The organism is Rhodococcus sp. MEB041, from assembly GCF_030208955.1.
Classification (GTDB): Bacteria; Actinomycetota; Actinomycetes; order Mycobacteriales; family Mycobacteriaceae; genus Rhodococcoides.
Genome location: NZ_JARVSZ010000005.1, coordinates 779,939 through 799,766 on the forward strand (window position 1 = coordinate 779,939; position 19,828 = coordinate 799,766).

The window sequence follows — 19,828 nt, forward strand, 5'->3', positions numbered from 1 at the left end:
GATGTGAACGCTCACATCAGTGGCATCATGGGCCGGTCGTGAGGCGGCAGGGCCGGACGACCACACCGCGGGAAGGCTGGAGGTGGGCCGACTATCGCGCGGCGAACCTGTACTCGATCACGCAGCGAGACGTCTCGCCCGGGCGCAGGACGGCCGACGGGAACGCCGGCCGGTTCGGGCTGTCGGGGAAGAACTGGGGCTCGAGCGCGAGTCCGTCGCCCTGACGCAGCGCGGTACCGCGTCGGGACACGGTGCTGCCGTCGAGGAAGTTGCCGGTGTAGACCTGCAGCCCGGGCCGATTCGTCCACACCTCGAGCGTCGTGTCGCTGCGATACGACGTGACACGCGCGGCGCGGCGCAACTCCCCGCCGTCCTCGGGTCCGTCGAGGACGAAGTTGTGGTCCACCCCTCGCGTGGCCGCAACATGAGGATCGTCGGACCGGACGACGTCGCCGATGCGGCGCGGGAGCCGCAGGTCGAGTGCCGTGCCGTCGACCGGGACGACACCGTTCGTGGGAATTCCCGCGGAGTCCACGGGCACGAACGAGGCCGCCTCCACCTGCAGTTCGAGGTCGTCGACACCGCGTCCGTCGAGATCGATGTACGCATGGCTGGTCAGGTTCACCACTGTCGTACGTGAGGTCTGCGCGAGGTACTCGATGCGCATCGTGTCTCCCCGGACCGAGTAGACGGCGCGTGCCCGCACCTCGCCGGGGTAGCCCTGGTCGCCGTCGGGACTCACCAGGGACAGTTCCACCTCGTCAGCGGTGACCCGCTCCACCGTCCAGGTGCGGGAGTCGAAGCCGTCGACTCCGCCGTGCAGGTGGTTGTCGCCGTCGTTGCGCGACACCTCCACCCGCTCACCGTCGAGGTCGAATCGCCCGTGCGCGATGCGATTGGCGTAGCGCCCCACGGTCGCCCCGAGGTAGTCCGTGCCCGCGCGCAACTCGGCTTCGCCGGCGACGCCGACCGACACGTCGCGGCGCACACCGTCCCCGCCCGTGACTGTCAGGCGCAGCAGGGTCGCACCGTACGGCAGCACCTCCACCTCGATCCCCGGCGCCGAGCCGATGGTCACGGCGGTGTCGGACGTCCTGTCAGTGGTCATGGCGCAGACCCTACGACGGTCATAGCGCAGACCCTACGACGGTCATAGCGCAGACCCTGCGACGGTCATGGCGCGGACCCTGCGACCAGAGGTGATTGAATCTGTAGATCATGACGACCGACACCGCGACCGACAGCGCAGGAGTCGCACCTCGGCACCGAGTGCTCTCCGGCATCCAGCCCACGGCGGATTCCTTCCACCTGGGCAACTACCTGGGCGCGGTGCGGCAATGGGTCGAACTGCAGGACGAGTACGACGCCTTCTACTTCATTCCGGACCTGCACGCCATCACGGTGCCGCAGGATCCGAAGGAGTTGCGCGCCCGGACTCGCCGCGCCGCAGCGCAGTTGCTGGCCGTCGGCATCGACCCCGCGCGCTCCACGCTGTTCGTGCAGTCCCATGTACCCGAACACGCCCAACTCGCATGGGTTCTCAACTGCATCACCGGATTCGGCGAGGCCGGCCGCATGACGCAGTTCAAGGACAAGTCGGCACGCCAGGGCAGCGATCAGGCGAGTGTGGGCCTGTTCACCTACCCCGTGCTGCAGGCCGCGGACATCCTGCTCTACCGCCCGCAGCGAGTGCCCGTGGGGGAGGACCAGCGCCAGCACCTCGAGCTGACCCGCGATCTCGCCCAACGCTTCAACTCGCGCTACAAGAAGACGTTCGTCGTGCCGGAGGCGCACATCGTCACCGGTATCGCGAAGATCTACGACCTGCAGGAGCCGACGGCGAAGATGAGCAAGTCCGGCTCCGGCGTGTCGGGCCGGATCGACATCCTGGACGACCCCGCCGTGTCGGCCAAGAAGATTCGCTCGGCGGTCACTGACAACGAGCGTGAGATCCGCTACGACACGGCGGAGAAGCCCGGTGTCAGCAATCTGCTCACCATCCAGTCCGCCCTCACCGGCACGCCGGTCGCGACGCTCGTCGAGGGATACGTCGGAAAGGGATACGGTGATCTCAAGAGCGACACCGCGGATGCGGTGTCGGCGTTCTCCGCCCCGGTGCGCACGGCGTTCACGGAGTACATGAACGATCCGGCCGAACTCGACCGGATTCTTCGGGACGGGGCCGAGCACGCACGCTCGATCGCGTCCAGGACGCTGGCACAGGTGTACGACAGGGTCGGATTCCTTCCACCGAAAGGCTGAGCGCCATGCCGGACTTCGCGGCGATCATCGAGGAACGTCGACGGCGGTGGCCGTGGTTCGATCACCTCGCGCGGGCCGGCTCGGTGTACCAGCAGCAGAAGGGCGACTACTACGCCGCGGGTATCACCTACTTCAGCGTTCTGGCCCTCTTCCCGCTGCTGATGGTCGCGTTCGCCGTGGTGGGCTTCGTTCTGGCCTCCCGGCCGGACCTGTTGACGGAACTGCAGTCCCAGATCGCCGAGAACGTTCCCGGGAGTTTCGCGGGCACCATCAACGAACTGGTCTCGAGTGCCATCGAGTCGCGCACCAGCGTGGGCATCATCGGTCTCCTGGGTGCGCTCTACGCAGGCCTCGGATGGACGGCCAATCTGCGGGAGGCGCTCACCGCGATGTGGGAGACGCCGCACGAGGCGGGCAGCTTCCTGGCCACCAAGGCCAAGGATCTCGGAGCGCTGCTCGGTCTGGGTCTGGCCCTGGTGATCTCGCTCGGCCTGTCGGCGGTGGCCAGCGGGTCGGTGGTCCCCGCACTCCTGAAGGCCGTCGATCTGGACGATGTTCCCGGTGTCGGCGTCGCCGTGCAGATCGCGTCGTTCGCCCTGGCGATCGCCGCGACGTGGGCACTGTTCGTGTGGGTCATCGCCCGGCTGCCCCGTGAGCCCGTGACCGTGAGCAGCGCGGCACGCGCCGCGCTGTTGGCGGCCGTGGTGTTCGAGATCTTCAAGCAGGTCGGCGCGGTCTACCTCGAGAGCGTCACGTCCGGTCCGGCCGGTGCCACGTTCGGACCGATCATCGGCATCCTCGTGTTCGCCTTCACGACGTCACGCTTCCTCTTGTTCTCGACGGCGTGGGCGGCGACGGCCACGGAGAACCTGTCCCTCGCGGCACCCGCCGTGCCCGACAGTGCGGTGATCGCACCGCAGGTGGTGGTCCGCGAAGGGGTCTCACCCGCCGGTGCGGCAGCTCTCGTCGGCGCCGGCGTGCTCACCGTGCTCGGCCTGGGCGGATGGCGCGGCCGGCGCCGACGCTGACGTGCAGCGTGGTCAGGACCGTCTGCGGTGCAGCGTGCGCGCCCACAGGAGGAGCCCGATCACGACGATCAGACCCAGAACTCCCGCACCGACCCTGATCGCCACCTCGCTCTCGTCGTCCACTCCGGCATAGGCGCCGCCACTGCTCGCCTCGGTCCGCCGATCGGTCGGCGCGGTCGAGGCGGGGGTCGACGAGGTCGGCGCCGCCGCCGCGTCCGGGCTCCCGGTCACCAGGGTGCCCACCACCGTGTCGGCAGGCTGCGTGAAGCCGTAGTCGAGCAGGCGGGCGGCCTGCTCCCAGGGCCGGATGGGCAGCACGTCGGCATTCATGAGCGACACGGCCAACCGGCGGCCACCGCGTTCGGCCGCGCCGACGAAGGTCTGGCGTGCGTCGTCGGTGTAGCCGTTCTTGCCGCCCAGTGCATCCGGGTAGTTGAACAGCAGCGCATTGTCGCTGGCGAGGGTGAAGCCCGGCCGGTCCTCGTTGAGCGGCAGATCGGGGTTCACCGGCACGCCGGGCATGTCGGGCCGTGAGGGGTTGTCCGGCTTCGACGCGTCCTTGGGATAGCCTGGGAACGGAACCGATTCGGTGGCAACGAGTTCGGCGAAGGTCGGATCGTCCATCGCGGCCCGGAAGATGAGCGCCAGATCGTAGGGTGAGCAGGCCATGCCCGGTCCGTCGAGACCCGACGGCGACGAGGTGCGCGTGTCCAGGGCACCGAGCTCACGGGCCTTCGCGTTCATCTTCTCCACGGCGGTGTCGACGCCGCCGAGCTGGACGGCGAGGGCGTGCGCGGCATCGTTGCCCGACGCCATCACCAGCCCCTGCATCAGCTGGCGCACCGAGTACACGCCGCCGGTACCGATGCCCACCGCGCTGCCCTCGGCGGCCGCGTCCTCCGCGGTGGCCACCACGGTGCGATCGAGATCGAGCTCGTCGAGCGCGACGAGCGCCAGCAGGACCTTGATCGTGCTCGCCGGCCGGTACCGGCCGTGCGGATCCTTCGCCGCGATCACCGCGCCGGAGTCGAGATCGGTGAGCACCCATCCCGCCGCCGAGATGTCTGCGGGAAGAGCGGGCGCACCGGCAGCGGTGATCACACCGCACGCCGCCAGTTCCTCGCCGCCGACCGTCTCGGCCGGGACGGGTACGGGCTGCGGTTCCGCGTCGCCGGGAGCGGGGACCTCGGACGCGTCGATGGCCGGTGGTGGCACGTCACGGTGGGGACAGGCGTCGGTGTCGGGCGTCCGGAACGGGGTGGACGTCGGAGGCGGTGCGGGCTGCGCCCCGGCGAGACTCGGAAGGAGTGCCGGCGTACCCACGAGCACGACCGCCGTCGCGATCGCCGCGGCTGTCCGTCGGCCGCGTCCGGTGCGGTCGTGAATGTTCATCACCGGTCACCCTAGGCGGCGCGCTCGCGCACGCCGCCCCGGGTGACCGGGTGTGTCCGGATCGAGAAGTCAGTCGGCGGACGGCCGGAGGTACGGCCGCTGGACCTTCTTCCACGCCTCGTACGTCTCGTACGCCGTCTGCGTGCTCTCGAGCGTCGAGGTGGCGCTGACCGGGACGTCCCACCAGGACTCGCTGTCCGGAGCGGCGATCAGCGGATCGGTCTCGACGTGGATGACCGTGCAACGGTCCGCCGCCTTGGCCACCTTGACGGCGTCGGCGAACTCGCCGGCGGTGTTCACGCGGATGACGTCGGCGCCGAGACTCTGGGCGTTGGCCGCCAGATCGACGGGCAGCACACCGCCGTCGAGTCGACCGGACTCGGACCGGTAGCGGTACGCGGTGCCGAAGCGCTGGGAGCCGAGCGACTCCGACAGTGATCCGATGGAGGCGAAGCCGTGGTTCTGCACCAGCACCAGGATGACCTTCACGCCCTCCTGGACCGCGGTGACCAGCTCGGTGGCCATCATGAGGTAGCTGCCGTCGCCGACCATGACGAAGACGTCGCGATCCGGTGCCGCCATCTTGACGCCGATGCCGCCGGCCACCTCGTAGCCCATGCAGGAGAACCCGTACTCGACGTGGTAGCCCTTGGCATCGCGTGTGCGCCAGAGCTTGTGGAGGTCTCCGGGCATCGAGCCGGCGGCGCACACGACGATGTCGCGTGGGTCGGACAGCGAGTTGGTGAGACCGATGACCTGGTTCTGGTTCATGCCGAGGTTGTCGTCGTCCACGGCGTAGACCGAGGCGACCGTGCGATCCCACTCGGCGGCGAGTTCGGTGGCGCGCGCACGGTACTCGGCGCTCACCTCGTGGTCCGCGAGCGCGTCGGTCAGTGCCTCGAGCGCCTCGCGGGCGTCGGCGACCACGGAGAGACCGCCCTGCTTGACCGAGTCGATGGACGCGACGTTGATGTTGACGAACCGCACGTCGGGGTTGGAGAAGGCCGTGCGCGACGCGCTGGTGAAATCGCTGTAGCGCGTGCCGATCCCGATGACCACGTCGGCCTCGGTCGCGAGGGCGTTGGCGGCCGTGGTGCCGGTGGACCCGATCGCTCCGACCGACTGCGGGTGGTCGTACACGAGGGAGCCCTTGCCTGCCTGGCTCTGGCCGACGGGGATTCCGGTCTTCTCCGCGAACGACGCGAGCGCCTCGGTGGCACCGGAGTAGATGACGCCGCCGCCGGCGACGATCAGCGGCGCCTTCGCCGAGCGGATGATCTCGGCGGCGCGGGCGACGACGGACCGCTCGGGCAGCGGGCGGGCGACGTGCCAGGTGCGCGGCGCGAAGAACGACTCGGGCCAGTCGTGTGCCTCGGCCTGGACGTCCTGCGGGACGGCGACCGTGGCGGCGCCGGTCTCCACCGGGTCGGTGAGGACGCGCATGGCGCCGAGCAGAGCCGCGGGCAGTTGCTCGGCGCGCCACACTCGATCGAAGTAGCGCGAGAGCGGCTTGAACGCGTCGTTGACGGTGACGTCGCCGCTGGACGGGAGCTCGAGCTCCTGCAGCACCGGTGAGGAGGCGCGGGTGGCGAAGGTGTCCGCCGGGAGCAGCAGGACGGGCAACCGGTTGATGGTGGCCAACGCCGCGCCGGTGAGCATGTTGGTCGAGCCCGGTCCGACACTGGCGCTGACGGCCCAGGTCTGGAGACGGTCCTTCTGGCGGGCGAAGCCGACGGCGCTGTGCACCATGGCCTGCTCGTTGCGGCCGAGGACGTAGGGAAGCTCCGGCTCGGTGCCCGCCTCGACGGCGTCGATCTCGGCCTGCAGCAACGCCTGTCCGAGACCGGCGACGTTGCCGTGGCCGAAGATGCCGAAGCAGCCCGCGAAGAACTTGGTCCGGACCCCGTCACGCTCGACGTACTGGTTGGCGAGGAAGCGGACGATGGCCTGGGACACCGTGAGGTGCACCATCGGCTCGGCGTTCTCGGTCTTGCTCTGTGACATCGGTGCGGTGGACACCATCGTCAGGCTCCTTTTCCACGGTGCGCTGAGTCCAGCGGAGGTCGGGGGGTGAGGGGGAGGCGTGGATCGACGTCCTGGCCGTCCCACGTGCTGCGGATCCAGGTGTGGTCGGGATCGTCGACGATCTTCCAGGCGCGCTCGCTGCCCGGTCCGGCCATGACGTTGAGGTAGTACATGTGGTAGCCGGGCGCCGCGACGGACGGCCCGTGATACCCGTGCGGGACGAGGACGACGTCACCCGTGCGCACCTCTTCGAGCACCTCGATGGGACGCTCGGGTGTGCCGTACACGCGGTGGTATCCGAAACCGGCGGAACCGTCACGGCCACTGTCGATCTCGAAGTAGTAGATCTCCTCGAGTGCCGATTCGGTCTCGGTCTCCTCGTCGTGCTTGTGGCCGGGGTAGGACGACCAGTTGCCGCCGGGGGTGATGACCTCGCACGCGATGAGCGAGTCGGCCTCGAAGGTGTCGGCGGTGCCGAAGTTGTGCACCTGCCGGCTGCAGTTGCCCGCGCCGCGCAGTTCGACGGCGACGTCGGTGGCGGGAACGTACCGGAACGGCAGGGCCCGCGAGGCGCGTGCGCCGCACAACGCGAAACGTCCACCCTGCTCGCTGCGCAGGGTGTAGCTGCTGTCACGGCCGACGTACGCGAAGTCGGAGGGCCCGTCGAAGACCGACGCGCGCCCCGTCAGTGCGAACGACTCCTCGCCGCACGTGACGGTCGCGGATCCCTGCAGAGGGACCACCATGATCTCGTTGTCGTCGGAGGTGAGATCGACGGACTCGCCGGGTGCGAGAAGCACTGTGCGCAGACTGGACTCGGTCCATCCCGCGCTCTCCGGGGTGACGGTGACTCCGGCGCCGGGGACGGCGGGAATGTAGAACTCGCTGTTCACTCGTCCGCCCCGCCCCGCACCATGTCGACTGCGGTCGCCACCGCGGTGGCGACGTCGCCGTCCTTCGGGTAGAGCAGTGTGCGGCCCACGATGAGGCCGCGGACGGCGGGGATCTTCAGTGCGCGTGCCCAACTGGCGAAGGTCTCGTCGGGCGCGGTCTGCGGGTCGCCGCCGAGGAGCAGCGTCGGGAGCGTGGTGGCGTCCATGACGCGCTCCATCTCGTCGACCACGGGCAGCTTCATCCAGGTGTACGCCGACGACGCGCCGAGGCCCTGGGCGATGTGGATGGACTTGATGACGGCGTCGGCACGCAGATCGTTGACCACCTTGCCGTCGCGGCGCGACGACAGGAACGGCTCGACCATGGCCATGAGGCCCTCGGCCGCGAGTTCGTCGATGGCCTGCGCGCAGGCGGTGAGGGTGCCGAGCGTGCCGGGATCGTCGAGGTCGATGCGGGTCAGCATCTTGGCGCCGTTCATCCGCGCCTTCGCGGTGGACGCCGCGGTCGCGCCGGTCATCCGGTCGTCGAGCTCGAACGACGCGCCGGCGAGTCCGCCGCGGTTCATCGAGGAGATGACGACCTTGTCATCGAGGGCGCCGAGCAGGACGAGGTCGTCGAGAATCTCGGACGTCGCGAGGACACCGTCGACTCCCGGGTCGGCCAGCGCGGTACGCAGGCGGTCGAGCAGTTCGGTGCGACTGTTCATGGCCGTCGGGTTCGAGCCGACCGACAGGGCACCGCGGGCGGGGTGATCGGCGGCCACGATCATGAGCCGCCCGTCTCCGCGCACCGTCTCACGGGTGACGCGAGAGGCCCAGGCGCGGTCGATCGCGCCCGGGTCGTGCGCCCGGATCTCGGTGACGTCGGCGTACGTGGTGCAGGTCGCGGTGATGGTCTCAGACATGTGCTTCCTCGGAATCGGCGAGATCGGAACCCGGTGCGGTGACCGCGGACTCGGCGAGGGCGGCGACCTCGTCGGCGGTGGGCATGGCGGTGGAGCATTCGAGGCGCGACGCGACGATGGCGCCGGCCGCGTTGGCGTGGCGGAGGATCTTCTCGAGTGGCCAGCCGGACAGCAGTCCGTGGCACAGCGATCCACCGAAGCTGTCGCCGGCACCGAGTCCGTTGACGACGTCGACGAAGTTCGGTGGCACCTCCACGCGCTCGGTGCGCGTCTTGCCCAGTACGCCCTTGGGGCCCTGCTTGACGATCGCCAGTTCCACCCCCATGTCGAGCAGCGCGTCGGCGGCCCGGTCCGGCTCGGTCTCGCCGACGGCGACCTCGCACTCCTCGCGGTTGCCGACGGCCACCGTGACGTGTCGCAGTGCGCGCTGGACCTGCTCGGTCGCGGCGGCGGGGCTCTCCCAGAACATGGGCCGGTAGTCGAGGTCGAGCACCGTCAGCGGAGCGCGTTCACGCGCCTCCCAGGCGGTGAAGTGTGCACTGCGCGAGGGCTCCTCTGACAGACCGGTGACCGTCGACCAGTACAGAGCGGCGCTCCGGACGGCCTCGGTGTCGATGTCCTCAGGACGCACCTGCAGGTCCGGCGCGGTGGGCTTGCGGTAGAAGTACAGCGGGAAGTCGTCCGGCGGGAAGATCTCGCAGAACGTGACCGGGGTGGCGTACTGGCCGTCGACCACGACGTAGCGGTTGTCGACGCCGAGGCGGGCGAGCTCGGCGCGCACGAAGCGGCCGAACGGATCGTCGCCGGCGCCGGAGATCAGCGCGGTGCGGCGCCCGAGTCGCGCGGCGGCGACGGTGACGTTGGCGGCGCTGCCACCGAGGAACTTGCCGAACGTCTCGACGTCCTCGAGGCCCACACCGACCTGCAGGGGATAGATGTCGACTCCGCTGCGTCCGATGGCGAGCACGTCGAAACGTGCATCACCGGTGGGGCCGGTGTTGTTCACTGTGGTCAAGGTCTGCTCCATCGATACTCGGGGCGTGTGCGTGGGGGCCGGTATCACTGTGCTCCGCGCCACACCAACCTGTCAATAGTTTGTCCTGACATTCTAACTTGCCGTCATATTGCGCACGGTCACTTACACTCTGTTCTCGGGCAGCCCGCCCGCACACCCGCCTAGTTTCGGATCGGAGCTGGTACGTGAGTCAACCGCTCGCCGTGGAGCTCGACAGGTCGAGTCCCGTTCCGCTCTACTACCAACTCGCGCAGGCCATCGAGGGCGCGATCCTCGGCGGCAGTCTGGCCCCGGGTGACCGCTTCGAGAACGAGCTCGCCCTCGCGAAGCGCCTGAACCTGTCGAGGCCGACCACGCGTCGGGCCATCCAGGAACTGGTGGACAAGGGGCTGCTGGTGCGCAAGCGTGGCGTCGGCACACAGGTGGTGCAGAGCCCGGTGCATCGACCGGTGGAGCTCACCAGCCTCTTCGACGACCTGGCGCGCGCCGGCCAGGACCCGACGACGAAGTTGCTCGAGTACTCGGTCGGGCTGCCCACCGAGGACGTGGCGCGCGAGCTCAACATCGGGCCGGAGTCCGAGGTGGTCACCGTGCGGCGTCTGCGACTGACCAAGGGTGAACCGCTCGCGCTGATGATCAACTACATGCCCGTCGACGTGGCGCCGGAGCCCGCCGAGCTCGAGGCGCACGGCCTGTACCAGTCGCTTCGCACCAAAGGAGTCCACATCCGCCTCGCTCGCCAGCGCATCGGGGCGAAGGCGGCCGATCGCGACGAGGCGCACCTCCTGGACGAGAAGCCGAAGGCGCCGCTGCTCACCATGCACCGAACGGCGTTCGACGACTCCGGCAAGGTGGTCGAGTACGGGTCGCACGTGTACCGCGCGTCGCGGTACTACTTCGACACGACCCTCGTCGACCGCTGACCCGGAGGCGTCAGCCTGCGATCGACCGGAGCGTCGGCCGAACCTTCTCCAGCGCGTACGTCAGCGACGCCGGTGACGGTGTGTTCAGCGCGATGATGGTCGCGTAGTCCGTGATCAGCATGCCGCCCGAGCGCACCGAGGGCAGATCGGCCCATCCGGGCAGTGCCTCGAGATCGGCGGCGGTACCGCCGTTCACGAGGATGATCACCAGGTCGGAGTTCAGGACGTCGACGCGTTCGGGCCCGACGACGAGCCGGTTGCCGGCCGTGGCGGGCAGGTCGACGGCCGGCAGCGTCATCCCCAGTTCCTGATAGAACGCCAAGGCGCCGTCGTCGGGATCGGCCACCACGACGAGCTGCTGGGTGGCCGGGATGTACTGCGACAGCAGCGCTGTCCTCCCCGCCAGTCCGGGCAGCTCCGCGGCGGCGTCGGCGAGGGCGGTCCGCGTCCGCGCGATCACCGCGTCGGCGTCGTCCTCGCGGCCGAGCGCCGTGCCCAGCGCGCGCGTCAGCGCGTCGTAGGGCGAGACCGTGTCGCCGATGACGGGAATGGTCGGGGCCAGTGCGGTCAACTGCTCGTACTGGGTCGGTGTCGACGCGGCGAAGTCGGCGAGGATGAGATCCGGTGCGTACGAGGCGATCTCCTCGATGGGGAGGGTGCCCTCGACGGGGACGGGAATGAGCGGTACGTCCGCCGCCAGCTCCGACTGCCAGGGATAGCGGCCGTCCGGTGCCCCGGTCGTGTCCGAGGCGAAGGCCACCGGCTGCACCCCCAGGGCGAGCGCGGCGTCCACGGCCGGAGCGGTGAGGGCGACGATGCGAGGGTCGGACCCGAGTTCGGCGCGGTCGATCGCGGTGGAGCCCAGTGCGTGCTCGATGGTCACTGTGCCCGTCGGGGCGTCGCTGTCGGGCACCGCGTCGGACGCCTGATCACTGCTGCACCCGGCCGCCGTGAGGAGTGTCAGAACGGCGACGGCCGTGGCGAATCGTCGTGATGTCGTGCTGCGCATGCGGTACCCCTGCTGCTCGCGATGCCTCCGGAGACCGCGGAGGTAGGGGTACCCTAAGTCACCTGGGAGGCCGCGTGGGGAGCTACGTGTCGGCTGGCGGTGCCGTGCTTCCGCGCACCTGCAGTGTCGGCGCGATGAGGTCGAGGGTGCCGGCTGCCGTCGGACGAGCGATCCGGTCGATCACCGCCGCTGCGGCCCGGCGACCGACCGACGCGCTGGCGTTGTCCACCGACGTCAGGGAGACGTGGCGCAGTTGTGCGATGGAGGTGTTGTCGTATCCGACTATCGAGATGTCCTGCGGCACGGTCAGTCCCGCTTCCTGACAGGCCGTCATGACACCGACCGCGGCGATGTCGTTCACCGCGTACACGGCGGTCGGGCGGGGGGTGCGGGCGAGGAGTCTCCGGGCGGCGTCGTATCCGCCGTCCTCGGTGAGGTCGCACGCTTCGACGAGGCCGTCGGTGTCCAGACCGCGCGACGCCATCGCGGCGCGGTAGCTGTCGGCGCGCAGGGCGGACACGGCGCCGAACGACCCGGCCACGTGGGCGATCCGGCGGTGACCCAGTTCCGCGAGATGCGCCACCGCCAGCGCGGATCCCGCGGTGTCGTCGTTGGCCACGACGTCCGCGCGGGGGAGTTCGAGGTCGCGGCTCGCGACGATCACCGTCGGCATGGACGTCGCGGCATCGGCGACCAGGGGAGTGGGCGACCGGGTGCCGACCAGGACGAGCGCGTCGAGTCGCAGTTCGGTGAACTTGCGGACGACGGTGTCGTCCCCGCTGCGGTCGGCTCGACCGTCGCCGAGCATCATGGTCAGCCCGTGTGCCTCGAGCACCGGGGCCATGCCCTCGAGGCAGTCCACGAACCACGGGTTGCGGAGGTCGTTGATGAGGACCCCGACGATGTCCGTCCGTTGCCGGGACAGGTTGCGGGCCGACAGGTTCGGCCGGTAGCCCAGCTCGTCGATGGCGGCGTGCACGGCCGCGCGCTTCTCGTCGCTGACGTTGGGGGAGTCGTGCAGGACCAGGGAGACGAGCGACTTGGACACGCCGGCGCGTTCGGCCACGGTGCGGATCGTGGGTGGCCGCTCGATGTTCGTCACGGCTTGCTCCGTCCGGTGAGGCGGCCCCGCCGAGTTGGACCGTGCCAAACGCAGCCTAGCGGGACGGACGCGGTGAGCGGAAGAGCGTTGACAGCGCGATCGGGCGGCGGGCAGACTGCGGACAGTCTTCTGTTTGGAACGGTCCAACAACCCCCTCGTCTGGAGTGCACCCATGTCCGACCCTCGCCTCACCACTCTGCCTGTCGCCGTCGTCGGCTTCGGCTGGATGGGCCGCGTCCACACGCAGGCCTACAGCCGCGTGCATCACCACTACCCCGCGCTCCGACCCCTGCCCGTTCTCGCGACCGTGGCCGACGAGGTGCCCGGCCGCGCCGCCGAGGCTGCCGAGCAGTTCGGCTTCGGCTCGTCCACCGAGTCGTGGCGCGACGTCGTGGCCGACCCGTCCATCGGTGCCGTGTCGGTGACGTCGCCGAACTTCCTGCACCGGGAGATGGGCGTCGCGGTGACCGAGGCCGGGAAGCACCTCTGGATCGAGAAGCCCGTGGGACTGTCGGCGGACGATGCCCGTGCAGTGGCGATCGCCGCGGAGAAGGCAGGCGTGCAGACGGCAGTGGGCTTCAACTACCGCAATGCACCGGCCGTGGAGCAGGCGCGCGGCATCATCGCGTCCGGCGAACTGGGCGACGTGACGCATGCACGCTTCCGGTTCTTCAGTGACTACGCGGCCCACCCGGACGGCGCACTGAGTTGGCGTTTCGAGCGTGAGCGCGGCGGCAGCGGCGTGCTCGGCGATCTGGCGTCCCACGGCGCGGATCTGATCTGGTACCTGCTCGGCGACATCGCCTCGCTGGTGGCGGACACCGCCGTCTTCATCCCGCAGCGTGCCAAGCCGACGGGGGTGACCAGCGGCCACATGCGCGCCTCGGGCGGTGGGCAGGGCCCGGTGGAGAACGAGGACTTCGTGTCCGCGCAGCTGCGCATGGCGACCGGTGCCCGGTGCGTCCTCGAGGCCAGCCGCGTGGCGGTGGGTGACCAGAACTCCTACGGGTTCGAGATCCACGGGACCAAGGGCTCGGTCTCGTGGGACTTCCGTCGGATGGGGGAGCTGCAGCTGGGCCTGCGGGCGGCCGGCGAGGATCAGCCGCTGTATCAGGACCAGCCGCAGTCGACGCTCTTCGTCGGTCCGGGAGCGGGCGAGTACGGCGTCTTCCAGCCGGGGTCCGCGTCCGCGATGGGGTACGACGACTTGAAGGTGGTCGAGGCGGCGCGCTTCCTGCAGTCGATCGCCGAGAACGCCTCCGTCGGCGCGACCGTGCGGGATGCTGTCCGCAGCGCCTCGGTGCTGGACGCGATGACGGAGTCGGTGGAGTCGGGAAGGTGGGTCACGCTCTAGCGGGTATGTCCGGCTGCAGTCCTAATGTCCGAACAAAGTATTGACTTATGGCTGTGATGCGTATTACATCGACATCACACGGAACGTTCGCCGCTCGCCTCCCTCACGGGGTGTCATCCGAACGAATGCTCCGCCAGCGCAGAGAATCCCCCGTCAGGTAAGGAAGTCCATGTCCACTCAGGCAGATCTCGATCTCGCCACGCATACCGTCGTGACCGACGAGCGGGTGAAGAAGCAGAAGCCGTTCCAGCGTCTGCTGGTCCGTCCGGAGATCGGTGCCCTCTTCGGCGCCATCATCATCTTCGTGTTCTTCGCCATCGTCGCCCCGCCGTTCCGGAGCCCCGAGGCCCTGGCCACCGTGCTGTACGCCTCGTCGACCATCGGCATCATGGCGTGCGGCGTGTCGGTCCTCATGATCGGCGGCGAGTTCGACCTGTCGACCGGTGTGGCGGTGACGTTCTCCTCGATCGCCGCGTCCATGCTGGCCTACAACCTCCACCTCAACGTGTGGATCGGCTCGGTCCTCGCCCTGGTGCTGGCACTGGGGGTGGGATTCCTCAACGGGTACCTGGTGATGAAGACGAAGATCCCGTCGTTCCTCATCACCCTGTCCTCGTTCCTGATGTTGACGGGCATCAACCTCGCGGTGACCAAGCTCGTCACCGGCCAGGTCGCGACGCAGTCCATCTCCGACATGGACGGGTTCGAGTCCGCGAAGAAGGTCTTCGCCTCGTCGTTCTCGGTCTTCGGTGTCTCGGTCCGCATCACCGTCCTGTGGTGGCTCGTCTTCACGCTCATCACCACCTACGTGCTGATGAAGACGCGCGTCGGCAACTGGATCTTCGCCGTCGGCGGCAACCAGGACTCGGCTCGCGCCATCGGTGTGCCGGTGACCAAGGTCAAGATCGGCATGTTCATGTTCGTCGGCTTCTGCGCCTGGTTCGTCGGCATGCACCTGCTCTTCGCCTTCAACACCGTCCAGTCCGGCCAGGGTGTCGGCAACGAGTTCCTCTACATCATCGCCGCGGTCATCGGTGGCTGCCTGCTCACCGGAGGTTTCGGTACCGCCATCGGTGCGGCCATCGGCGCCTTCATCTTCGGTATGACCAACCAGGGCATCGTCTACGCCGGCTGGAACCCGGACTGGTTCAAGTTCTTCCTCGGTGCGATGCTGCTCTTCGCCGTCATCGCCAACAACAGCTTCCGTTCCTACGCTGCGAAAAGGTGACACCTGACATGAGTGCAACCATCGAGACTCCCCTCGAATCGAACAGTGGCGGCAAGACCCCGCTGATCGAGCTGAAGAACGTCGGCAAGAGCTACGGCAACATCATCGCCCTCGGCGGGATCAACCTGCGCGTCGGCGCCGGCGAGGTCACCGGTGTGCTCGGCGACAACGGTGCCGGCAAGTCGACCCTCATCAAGATCATGGCCGGCCTGCACCAGCAGACCGAGGGCCAGCTGCTCGTCGACGGCGAGGAGGTCAAGTTCTCCTCACCCAAGGACGCGCTCGACAAGGGCATCGCGACGGTCTACCAGGACCTCGCCGTCGTGTCCCTGATGCCGGTGTGGCGCAACTTCTTCCTGGGCCAGGAGCTCCGGAAGAAGGGCGTCTTCCGCACCCTCGACGCCGCCGCGATGCGCGCGACGACCAAGGAGGAACTCCACAAGATGGGCATCGACCTGCCCGACGTGGACGCCCCCATCGGCTCGCTCTCCGGCGGTCAGCGCCAGTGTGTGGCCATCGCCCGCGCCATCTTCTTCGGCGCCCGCGTCCTGATCCTCGACGAGCCGACCGCCGCGCTGGGCGTCAAGCAGTCCGGCATGGTGCTGCGCTACATCTCCGCAGCCAAGGAGCAGGGCTTCGGCGTCGTGTTCATCACGCACAACCCGCACCACGCGTACATGGTCGGTGACCACTTCGTGCTGCTCAACCGCGGTCGCCAGAAGCTCGACTGCTCCTACGACGAGATCAGCCTCGACGATCTCACCAAGGAGATGGCCGGCGGCGACGAACTCGAGACGCTCACCCACGAACTGCGCCGCTGACGCTCGACTCCCGGGCCCCGCACCTCACACGAGGTGCGGGGCCCGTGTCGTGTCGGCACCCGGACCGCGCGCGCGAGTGCTCGTGAGCAGAACTGCACGAACGACGACGGCCCCGCACCGAGGTTTTCGCCAAGGGGTGCGGGGCCGTCGTTCTCGGGGGCTAGCGGAGAGGGAGACCTGCCGCCGTGTACGCGGCATCGACGAGCTCCATGGTGGCCACCGCGTCGTCGGCGTCGAGGGGGATCGAAGCGCCGCTCTGCACGTGCGCCGCGAAGGCCTCGAGCTGGTACTCGTACGACGGGCGGGTGCCGAGGTGCTCCACCGTCGTCCCCGACGCATCCGTGACGGAGACGCGGTCGTCGGTGTTCGGCTTGATGTGGTTGTGCGCGAACGCCGTTCCCTCGGAGAAGCTCAGCAGCACCGTGAACTCGTGCTCGGCGTGCTCCATCGAGTTCGTCACGGTGCCGGTGGCGCCGTCGGGGAACGCGAGTTCGATGGTCGACGTCGCGTCGACGCCGGGGTCACGTTCGGTGGCGACGGCGGAGACCACGCGGGGAGGCCCGCCGGCGACGTCGGCGAGAAGGCGGTGCACGTGGAGCCCGTAGCAGCCCAGGTCCATGACGGAACCGCCCGCGAGGTCGAGCGACCATCGCGGATCGTCGTCGGCGGGTGCGGGCATGGCCATGACGACCTCGACCCGCGTGAGGCGACCGAGGGTGCCGTTCGCGGCGATGTCCAGCAGCCGCCGCGTCACCGGGTGGAAGAGGTAGTGGAACCCCTCGACGATCACTGCGCCCGTCTCGCGAGCCACATCGCGCACTGCCCGCGCCTCGGCGGCGTTGCGTGCGAACGGCTTCTCCGTCAGGACGGCCTTGCCGGCGCGCAGCGCGCGCATGTTCCACTCGGCGTGCAGGGCGTTGGCGAGCGGGTTGTAGACGGCGTCCACCTCGGGATCGTCGATCACCGCGTCGTAGTCGTCGGCGACGCGCTCGACGCCGTACCGCTGTGCGAAGGCCTCGGCGCGGCCGCGATCGCGAGCCGCGACGACCACCAGTCGATGACCGAGCGCGTGAGCCGGTCCGATGATCGCCTGCTCCGCGATGCGCGACGCGCCGAGGACCCCGATGCGCAGAGGTGCCGTCACACCGCGGCCGTTCGGGCGGCGACGATGTCGTGGAGGTGCTGCACGCTGGCGACGACGTCCGTCACCGGGCCGCCCACCTCGCCCGGCTCCTCGGACAGGATGGTGTCCTGCTCGAGCACGAACCAGCCGGTGTATCCGGCGTCGAGGAGCGAGTCGACGACGCCGCCGATGCCCACGTCCCCGGTTCCGAGCGGCGTGTACATGCCGGCGCGGACCGCGTCGGTGTAGGTGAGCTCGCCGGCCTGGACCCGTGCTGCGAGGGCGGCGTCGACGTCCTTGAGGTGAGCGTGCGCGATGCGATCGGCCGCCGCGGTGGCCAGTTCGGCCGGATCGGTGCCGCCGATCATGAGGTGCCCGGTGTCCAGGCACAGCGGGATGGAGGAGCCGTCGAGCACGCGGTGCACCTCGTCGCGCTGCTCGATCATGGTGCCGACGTGGGGATGCACGACGGCGAGGATTCCCCGCTCGGCGGAGGCGGCGGCGAGACGATCGAGGTTGCGCAGCAACACGGTCCACTGATCGGCGGTGAGCGTCGGGCGGGCGTCGTAGCCCTCCTGGCCGGTGGACGCGGCGAGGACGATGACGTCGGCGTTCGCGGCCACGAAACCGTCGAGCAGCGAGGCGATGGTCGGCACCGGATCGTGCGACTCCTCGTGCAGCAGAACGGGAGCGAAGCCCCCGACGGAGGTGAGGTCGTGACCGGCGAGCACTGCGGCCAGGGATGCCGGATCGGCCGGGAGAAAGCCCTCGGGACCGTTCTCCGTCGCGGTGAGTCCGGCGCCGCGCATCTCTCGGAGCACGCGGTCGTTGTCCATCTGGTATCCCCAGCCGGGGACCTCGCAGACGCCCCACGAGATGGGTGCTCCGGCGATACGTACGGGTGCGGCGGTCATGAGCGGACCTCTTCCAGGGTGACGGGTGCGCCGCGGCGCAGGGATTCGGTGGCGGCCTCGGCGATCCAGGCGACCTCGAGGGCGTCCTGCGCGGTGCAGGGGGACGGGCGGGTGCCGGCGCAGACCTCCAGGAACGCGGACAGCTCGGCGCGGTAGGAGGCGGCGAACCGGTCCATGAAGAACCCGTGGGGAGTGTCCGACGGGAACAGCTCGCCGTGCGGGAAGAGCTGGGGCGCTTCCATGTTCCGGACCGGGGTGTGGGGATCCCAGCCGGCGACGACCGTGTCGTCCCGGCCGTGGACCTCGAGCCGGCAGTCGTAGCCGCGGCCGTTGTAGCGAGAGTTCGACACGACACCGACGGCGCCACCCTCGAACGTGAGGAGCACGGTGGCGGAGTCGACGTCGCCGGCGGCGGCGAACGCGGGATCGCCCTGGTTCGAGCCGGTGGCGAACACGGACACGACCTCGCGGCCGACGATCCAGCGCACGACGTCGAAGTCGTGGACGCTGCAGTCGCGGAAGATGCCGCCGGACTCCGCGATGTACGCCATCGGCGGGGGAGCGGGGTCGAGAGTGGTGGACCGCACGGTGTGCAGGAACCCGAGATCCCCACTGCGCACGGCACGTTCGGCGGCCGCGACGGCCGGATCGAACCGCCGGTTGAACCCGATCTGGACGGGCACGTCGGAGGTCGCGATGCCGTCGACCACGGCCTTGCTCTCGGTGGCGGTGAAGGCCAACGGCTTCTCGCAGAAGACGGGGATCCCGGCGTCCACCGCGGCCAGCAGCAGCGAGGCGTGCGCGGGCGTGGCCGCCGCGACGACGATGCCGTCCACGCCGGCGGTGAGCATCGCGTCGACCCCGTCGACCTTCTCCGCGCCGTACTTCGCGGCGACGGCGTCGGTGACCTCCGGCCGTCCGTCGGTGACCACGAGGCTCGAGACCCCGTCGAGTCCGGCGAGAGTCTCGGTGTGGAACGCACCGATGCGTCCCAGTCCGACGACTCCGATTCGCTGGTTCCGAACGTCGTTGCCCATCAGTCCTGCCCTCCTACTACCTGTTGATCCCATTCGATGACCGAGCCGGTGACGACGCCGCTGCGCGGCGACAGCAGGAACACCACCATGTCGGCGATCTCGTCGGGCTGTCCGAGCTTGCCCATCGGCATGCGTGCGGCCGCGTCGGCGGCCCAGTCGTCCGGCGCGTCGTGGAATGTCCTCTGCGTCACGGCTTCGCCCTCGGTCTCGGTCCAGCCGATGTCGAGTGCGTTGATGCGGATCCGGTCGAACCGGTGAGCGTGTGCCGCGTTCTTGGTCAGCCCCGACAGGCCGGCCTTCGCCGCCACGTACGGGGCGAGGTAGGACTGCCCGCCGCGGCCGCTCACGGAGCCGATGTTCACGATGGTGCCGGGAGCCGAGCGCGAGAGCATGTCTCGGACGGCGGCCTGCATGACGAAGAACGGTCCCCGCAGGTTGACGGCCATGTGCTGGTCGAACAGCTCGGGGGTGGTGTCGAGCAGTGACCCTCGGGAGGTGAGTCCGGCCGCGTTGCACACGGCATCGACGCGGCCGTAGTGCTCGACGGTGCGCTCGACGCTCGCGATCGCCTCGATGGGGTCGCCGATGTCGGCGCACACGAAGGTCGCGTCGTGGCCGTCGGCACGCAGCTCGCGTTCGAACGCGGTGCCCACCTCGTCACGTCGGCCGCTGAAGGCCACGCGTGCGCCCGCGGCGAGGCTCGCTCGCACGACGGCGGCGCCCACACCGGACGTGCCGCCGCTGACGAGAACGACGGTGTCGTCCAGAAGAGTGCCCACACCGGGAAGTCTTGCGGT

18 protein-coding genes are annotated in these 19,828 nt (G+C 69.3%); 6 read left to right on the top strand and 12 right to left on the bottom strand.

Annotation, left to right across the window (positions count from 1 at the left end):
• Nucleotides 1-91 precede the first annotated feature (91 nt).
• Entirely contained in the window at nt 92-1,108 is a 1,017-nt protein-coding gene (locus QRN16_RS17830) for an aldose epimerase family protein (RefSeq protein WP_285188670.1), read from the bottom strand.
• Nucleotides 1,109-1,218: 110 nt separating this feature from the next.
• Here QRN16_RS17830 and trpS point away from each other — a divergent pair, with 110 nt between their 5' ends.
• A complete protein-coding gene (trpS, locus tag QRN16_RS17835) occupies nt 1,219-2,262 on the top strand; it encodes a tryptophan--tRNA ligase (protein ID WP_056447663.1) in 1,044 nt (347 codons plus the stop codon).
• 5 nt (nt 2,263-2,267) lie between these two features.
• Entirely contained in the window at nt 2,268-3,290 is a 1,023-nt protein-coding gene (gene yhjD / locus QRN16_RS17840) for an inner membrane protein YhjD (RefSeq protein ID WP_285188673.1), read from the top strand.
• 12 nt (nt 3,291-3,302) lie between these two features.
• Here yhjD and QRN16_RS17845 read toward each other — a convergent pair whose 3' ends face one another.
• From QRN16_RS17845 to iolC, 5 genes are all read right to left on the bottom strand, one after another.
• On the bottom strand, nt 3,303-4,682 hold the full coding sequence (locus tag QRN16_RS17845) for a D-alanyl-D-alanine carboxypeptidase family protein (protein WP_285188674.1): 1,380 nt from the start codon (nt 4,680-4,682) through the stop codon (nt 3,303-3,305).
• Nucleotides 4,683-4,751: 69 nt separating this feature from the next.
• Complete coding sequence (gene iolD / locus QRN16_RS17850) at nt 4,752-6,704, bottom strand: 3D-(3,5/4)-trihydroxycyclohexane-1,2-dione acylhydrolase (decyclizing) (protein ID WP_222638737.1); 1,953 nt, start codon at nt 6,702-6,704, stop codon at nt 4,752-4,754.
• Between the two features lie 2 nt (nt 6,705-6,706).
• Nucleotides 6,707-7,600: a 5-deoxy-glucuronate isomerase gene (gene iolB / locus QRN16_RS17855; protein ID WP_285188676.1), complete on the bottom strand. Its 894-nt coding sequence runs from the start codon at nt 7,598-7,600 to the stop codon at nt 6,707-6,709.
• The gene (locus QRN16_RS17860; protein ID WP_027503740.1) at nt 7,597-8,505 is read right to left on the bottom strand and encodes a Cgl0159 family (beta/alpha)8-fold protein; all 909 of its coding nucleotides are present in this window, start codon (nt 8,503-8,505) and stop codon (nt 7,597-7,599) included. Before QRN16_RS17860 ends, iolB begins: the two co-directional genes overlap by 4 nt.
• Nucleotides 8,498-9,532 (bottom strand): 5-dehydro-2-deoxygluconokinase, encoded by a 1,035-nt coding sequence (iolC, locus tag QRN16_RS17865; protein WP_502944013.1) that lies wholly within the window; start codon nt 9,530-9,532, stop codon nt 8,498-8,500. The genes QRN16_RS17860 and iolC overlap by 8 nt, the downstream gene beginning before the upstream one ends.
• Nucleotides 9,533-9,705: 173 nt before the next feature.
• On the opposite strand from iolC, the gene QRN16_RS17870 reads away from it, so the two are divergent.
• Nucleotides 9,706-10,443, top strand: a complete 738-nt coding sequence (locus QRN16_RS17870; RefSeq protein ID WP_027503738.1) for a GntR family transcriptional regulator — start codon at nt 9,706-9,708, stop codon at nt 10,441-10,443.
• Nucleotides 10,444-10,453: 10 nt separating this feature from the next.
• On the opposite strand, the gene QRN16_RS17875 is transcribed toward QRN16_RS17870, so the two are convergent.
• Complete coding sequence (locus QRN16_RS17875) at nt 10,454-11,452, bottom strand: ABC transporter substrate-binding protein (RefSeq protein ID WP_285188682.1); 999 nt, start codon at nt 11,450-11,452, stop codon at nt 10,454-10,456.
• Between the two features lie 82 nt (nt 11,453-11,534).
• Nucleotides 11,535-12,554, bottom strand: coding sequence for a LacI family DNA-binding transcriptional regulator (locus tag QRN16_RS17880; protein ID WP_285188685.1), 1,020 nt, complete (start codon nt 12,552-12,554; stop codon nt 11,535-11,537).
• 172 nt (nt 12,555-12,726) lie between these two features.
• Between QRN16_RS17880 and QRN16_RS17885 the strand changes: the two genes are divergently transcribed.
• The 3 genes from QRN16_RS17885 (at nt 12,727) to QRN16_RS17895 (ending at nt 15,957) form a co-directional block, all read left to right on the top strand.
• Nucleotides 12,727-13,908, top strand: a complete 1,182-nt coding sequence (locus tag QRN16_RS17885; protein WP_285188687.1) for a Gfo/Idh/MocA family protein — start codon at nt 12,727-12,729, stop codon at nt 13,906-13,908.
• A gap of 169 nt (nt 13,909-14,077) precedes the next feature.
• Nucleotides 14,078-15,136, top strand: coding sequence for an ABC transporter permease (locus QRN16_RS17890; protein WP_222627218.1), 1,059 nt, complete (start codon nt 14,078-14,080; stop codon nt 15,134-15,136).
• A gap of 8 nt (nt 15,137-15,144) precedes the next feature.
• Nucleotides 15,145-15,957 carry an ATP-binding cassette domain-containing protein gene (locus QRN16_RS17895; protein WP_027503733.1) on the top strand — a complete coding sequence of 271 codons (813 nt, stop codon included), beginning with the start codon at nt 15,145-15,147 and terminating at the stop codon, nt 15,955-15,957.
• A 160-nt stretch (nt 15,958-16,117) separates the two neighbouring features.
• Here QRN16_RS17895 and QRN16_RS17900 read toward each other — a convergent pair whose 3' ends face one another.
• The 4 genes from QRN16_RS17900 to QRN16_RS17915 are packed head-to-tail and all read right to left on the bottom strand — an operon-like array spanning nt 16,118 to nt 19,810.
• Complete coding sequence (locus QRN16_RS17900; RefSeq protein ID WP_285188691.1) at nt 16,118-17,101, bottom strand: Gfo/Idh/MocA family protein; 984 nt, start codon at nt 17,099-17,101, stop codon at nt 16,118-16,120.
• A complete protein-coding gene (locus QRN16_RS17905; RefSeq protein WP_027503731.1) occupies nt 17,098-17,994 on the bottom strand; it encodes a sugar phosphate isomerase/epimerase family protein in 897 nt (298 codons plus the stop codon). Before QRN16_RS17905 ends, QRN16_RS17900 begins: the two co-directional genes overlap by 4 nt.
• Nucleotides 17,991-19,031, bottom strand: coding sequence for a Gfo/Idh/MocA family protein (locus QRN16_RS17910; RefSeq protein ID WP_222638733.1), 1,041 nt, complete (start codon nt 19,029-19,031; stop codon nt 17,991-17,993). Before QRN16_RS17910 ends, QRN16_RS17905 begins: the two co-directional genes overlap by 4 nt.
• The gene (locus QRN16_RS17915; RefSeq protein ID WP_285188695.1) at nt 19,031-19,810 is read right to left on the bottom strand and encodes an SDR family oxidoreductase; all 780 of its coding nucleotides are present in this window, start codon (nt 19,808-19,810) and stop codon (nt 19,031-19,033) included. The genes QRN16_RS17910 and QRN16_RS17915 overlap by 1 nt, the downstream gene beginning before the upstream one ends.
• Nucleotides 19,811-19,828: the final 18 nt, after the last annotated feature.

Coding starts and splice junctions, on each gene's coding strand:
- QRN16_RS17830 (WP_285188670.1), bottom strand. CDS start 1,108: ATGACCACTGACAGGACGTCCGACACCGCCGTGACCATCGGCTCGGCG.
- trpS (WP_056447663.1), top strand. CDS start 1,219: ATGACGACCGACACCGCGACCGACAGCGCAGGAGTCGCACCTCGGCAC.
- yhjD (WP_285188673.1), top strand. CDS start 2,268: ATGCCGGACTTCGCGGCGATCATCGAGGAACGTCGACGGCGGTGGCCG.
- QRN16_RS17845 (WP_285188674.1), bottom strand. CDS start 4,682: ATGAACATTCACGACCGCACCGGACGCGGCCGACGGACAGCCGCGGCG.
- iolD (WP_222638737.1), bottom strand. CDS start 6,704: ATGGTGTCCACCGCACCGATGTCACAGAGCAAGACCGAGAACGCCGAG.
- QRN16_RS17860 (WP_027503740.1), bottom strand. CDS start 8,505: ATGTCTGAGACCATCACCGCGACCTGCACCACGTACGCCGACGTCACC.
- iolC (WP_502944013.1), bottom strand. CDS start 9,532: ATGGAGCAGACCTTGACCACAGTGAACAACACCGGCCCCACCGGTGAT.
- QRN16_RS17875 (WP_285188682.1), bottom strand. CDS start 11,452: ATGCGCAGCACGACATCACGACGATTCGCCACGGCCGTCGCCGTTCTG.
- QRN16_RS17885 (WP_285188687.1), top strand. CDS start 12,727: ATGTCCGACCCTCGCCTCACCACTCTGCCTGTCGCCGTCGTCGGCTTC.
- QRN16_RS17890 (WP_222627218.1), top strand. CDS start 14,078: ATGTCCACTCAGGCAGATCTCGATCTCGCCACGCATACCGTCGTGACC.
- QRN16_RS17895 (WP_027503733.1), top strand. CDS start 15,145: ATGAGTGCAACCATCGAGACTCCCCTCGAATCGAACAGTGGCGGCAAG.
- QRN16_RS17905 (WP_027503731.1), bottom strand. CDS start 17,994: ATGACCGCCGCACCCGTACGTATCGCCGGAGCACCCATCTCGTGGGGC.
- QRN16_RS17910 (WP_222638733.1), bottom strand. CDS start 19,031: ATGGGCAACGACGTTCGGAACCAGCGAATCGGAGTCGTCGGACTGGGA.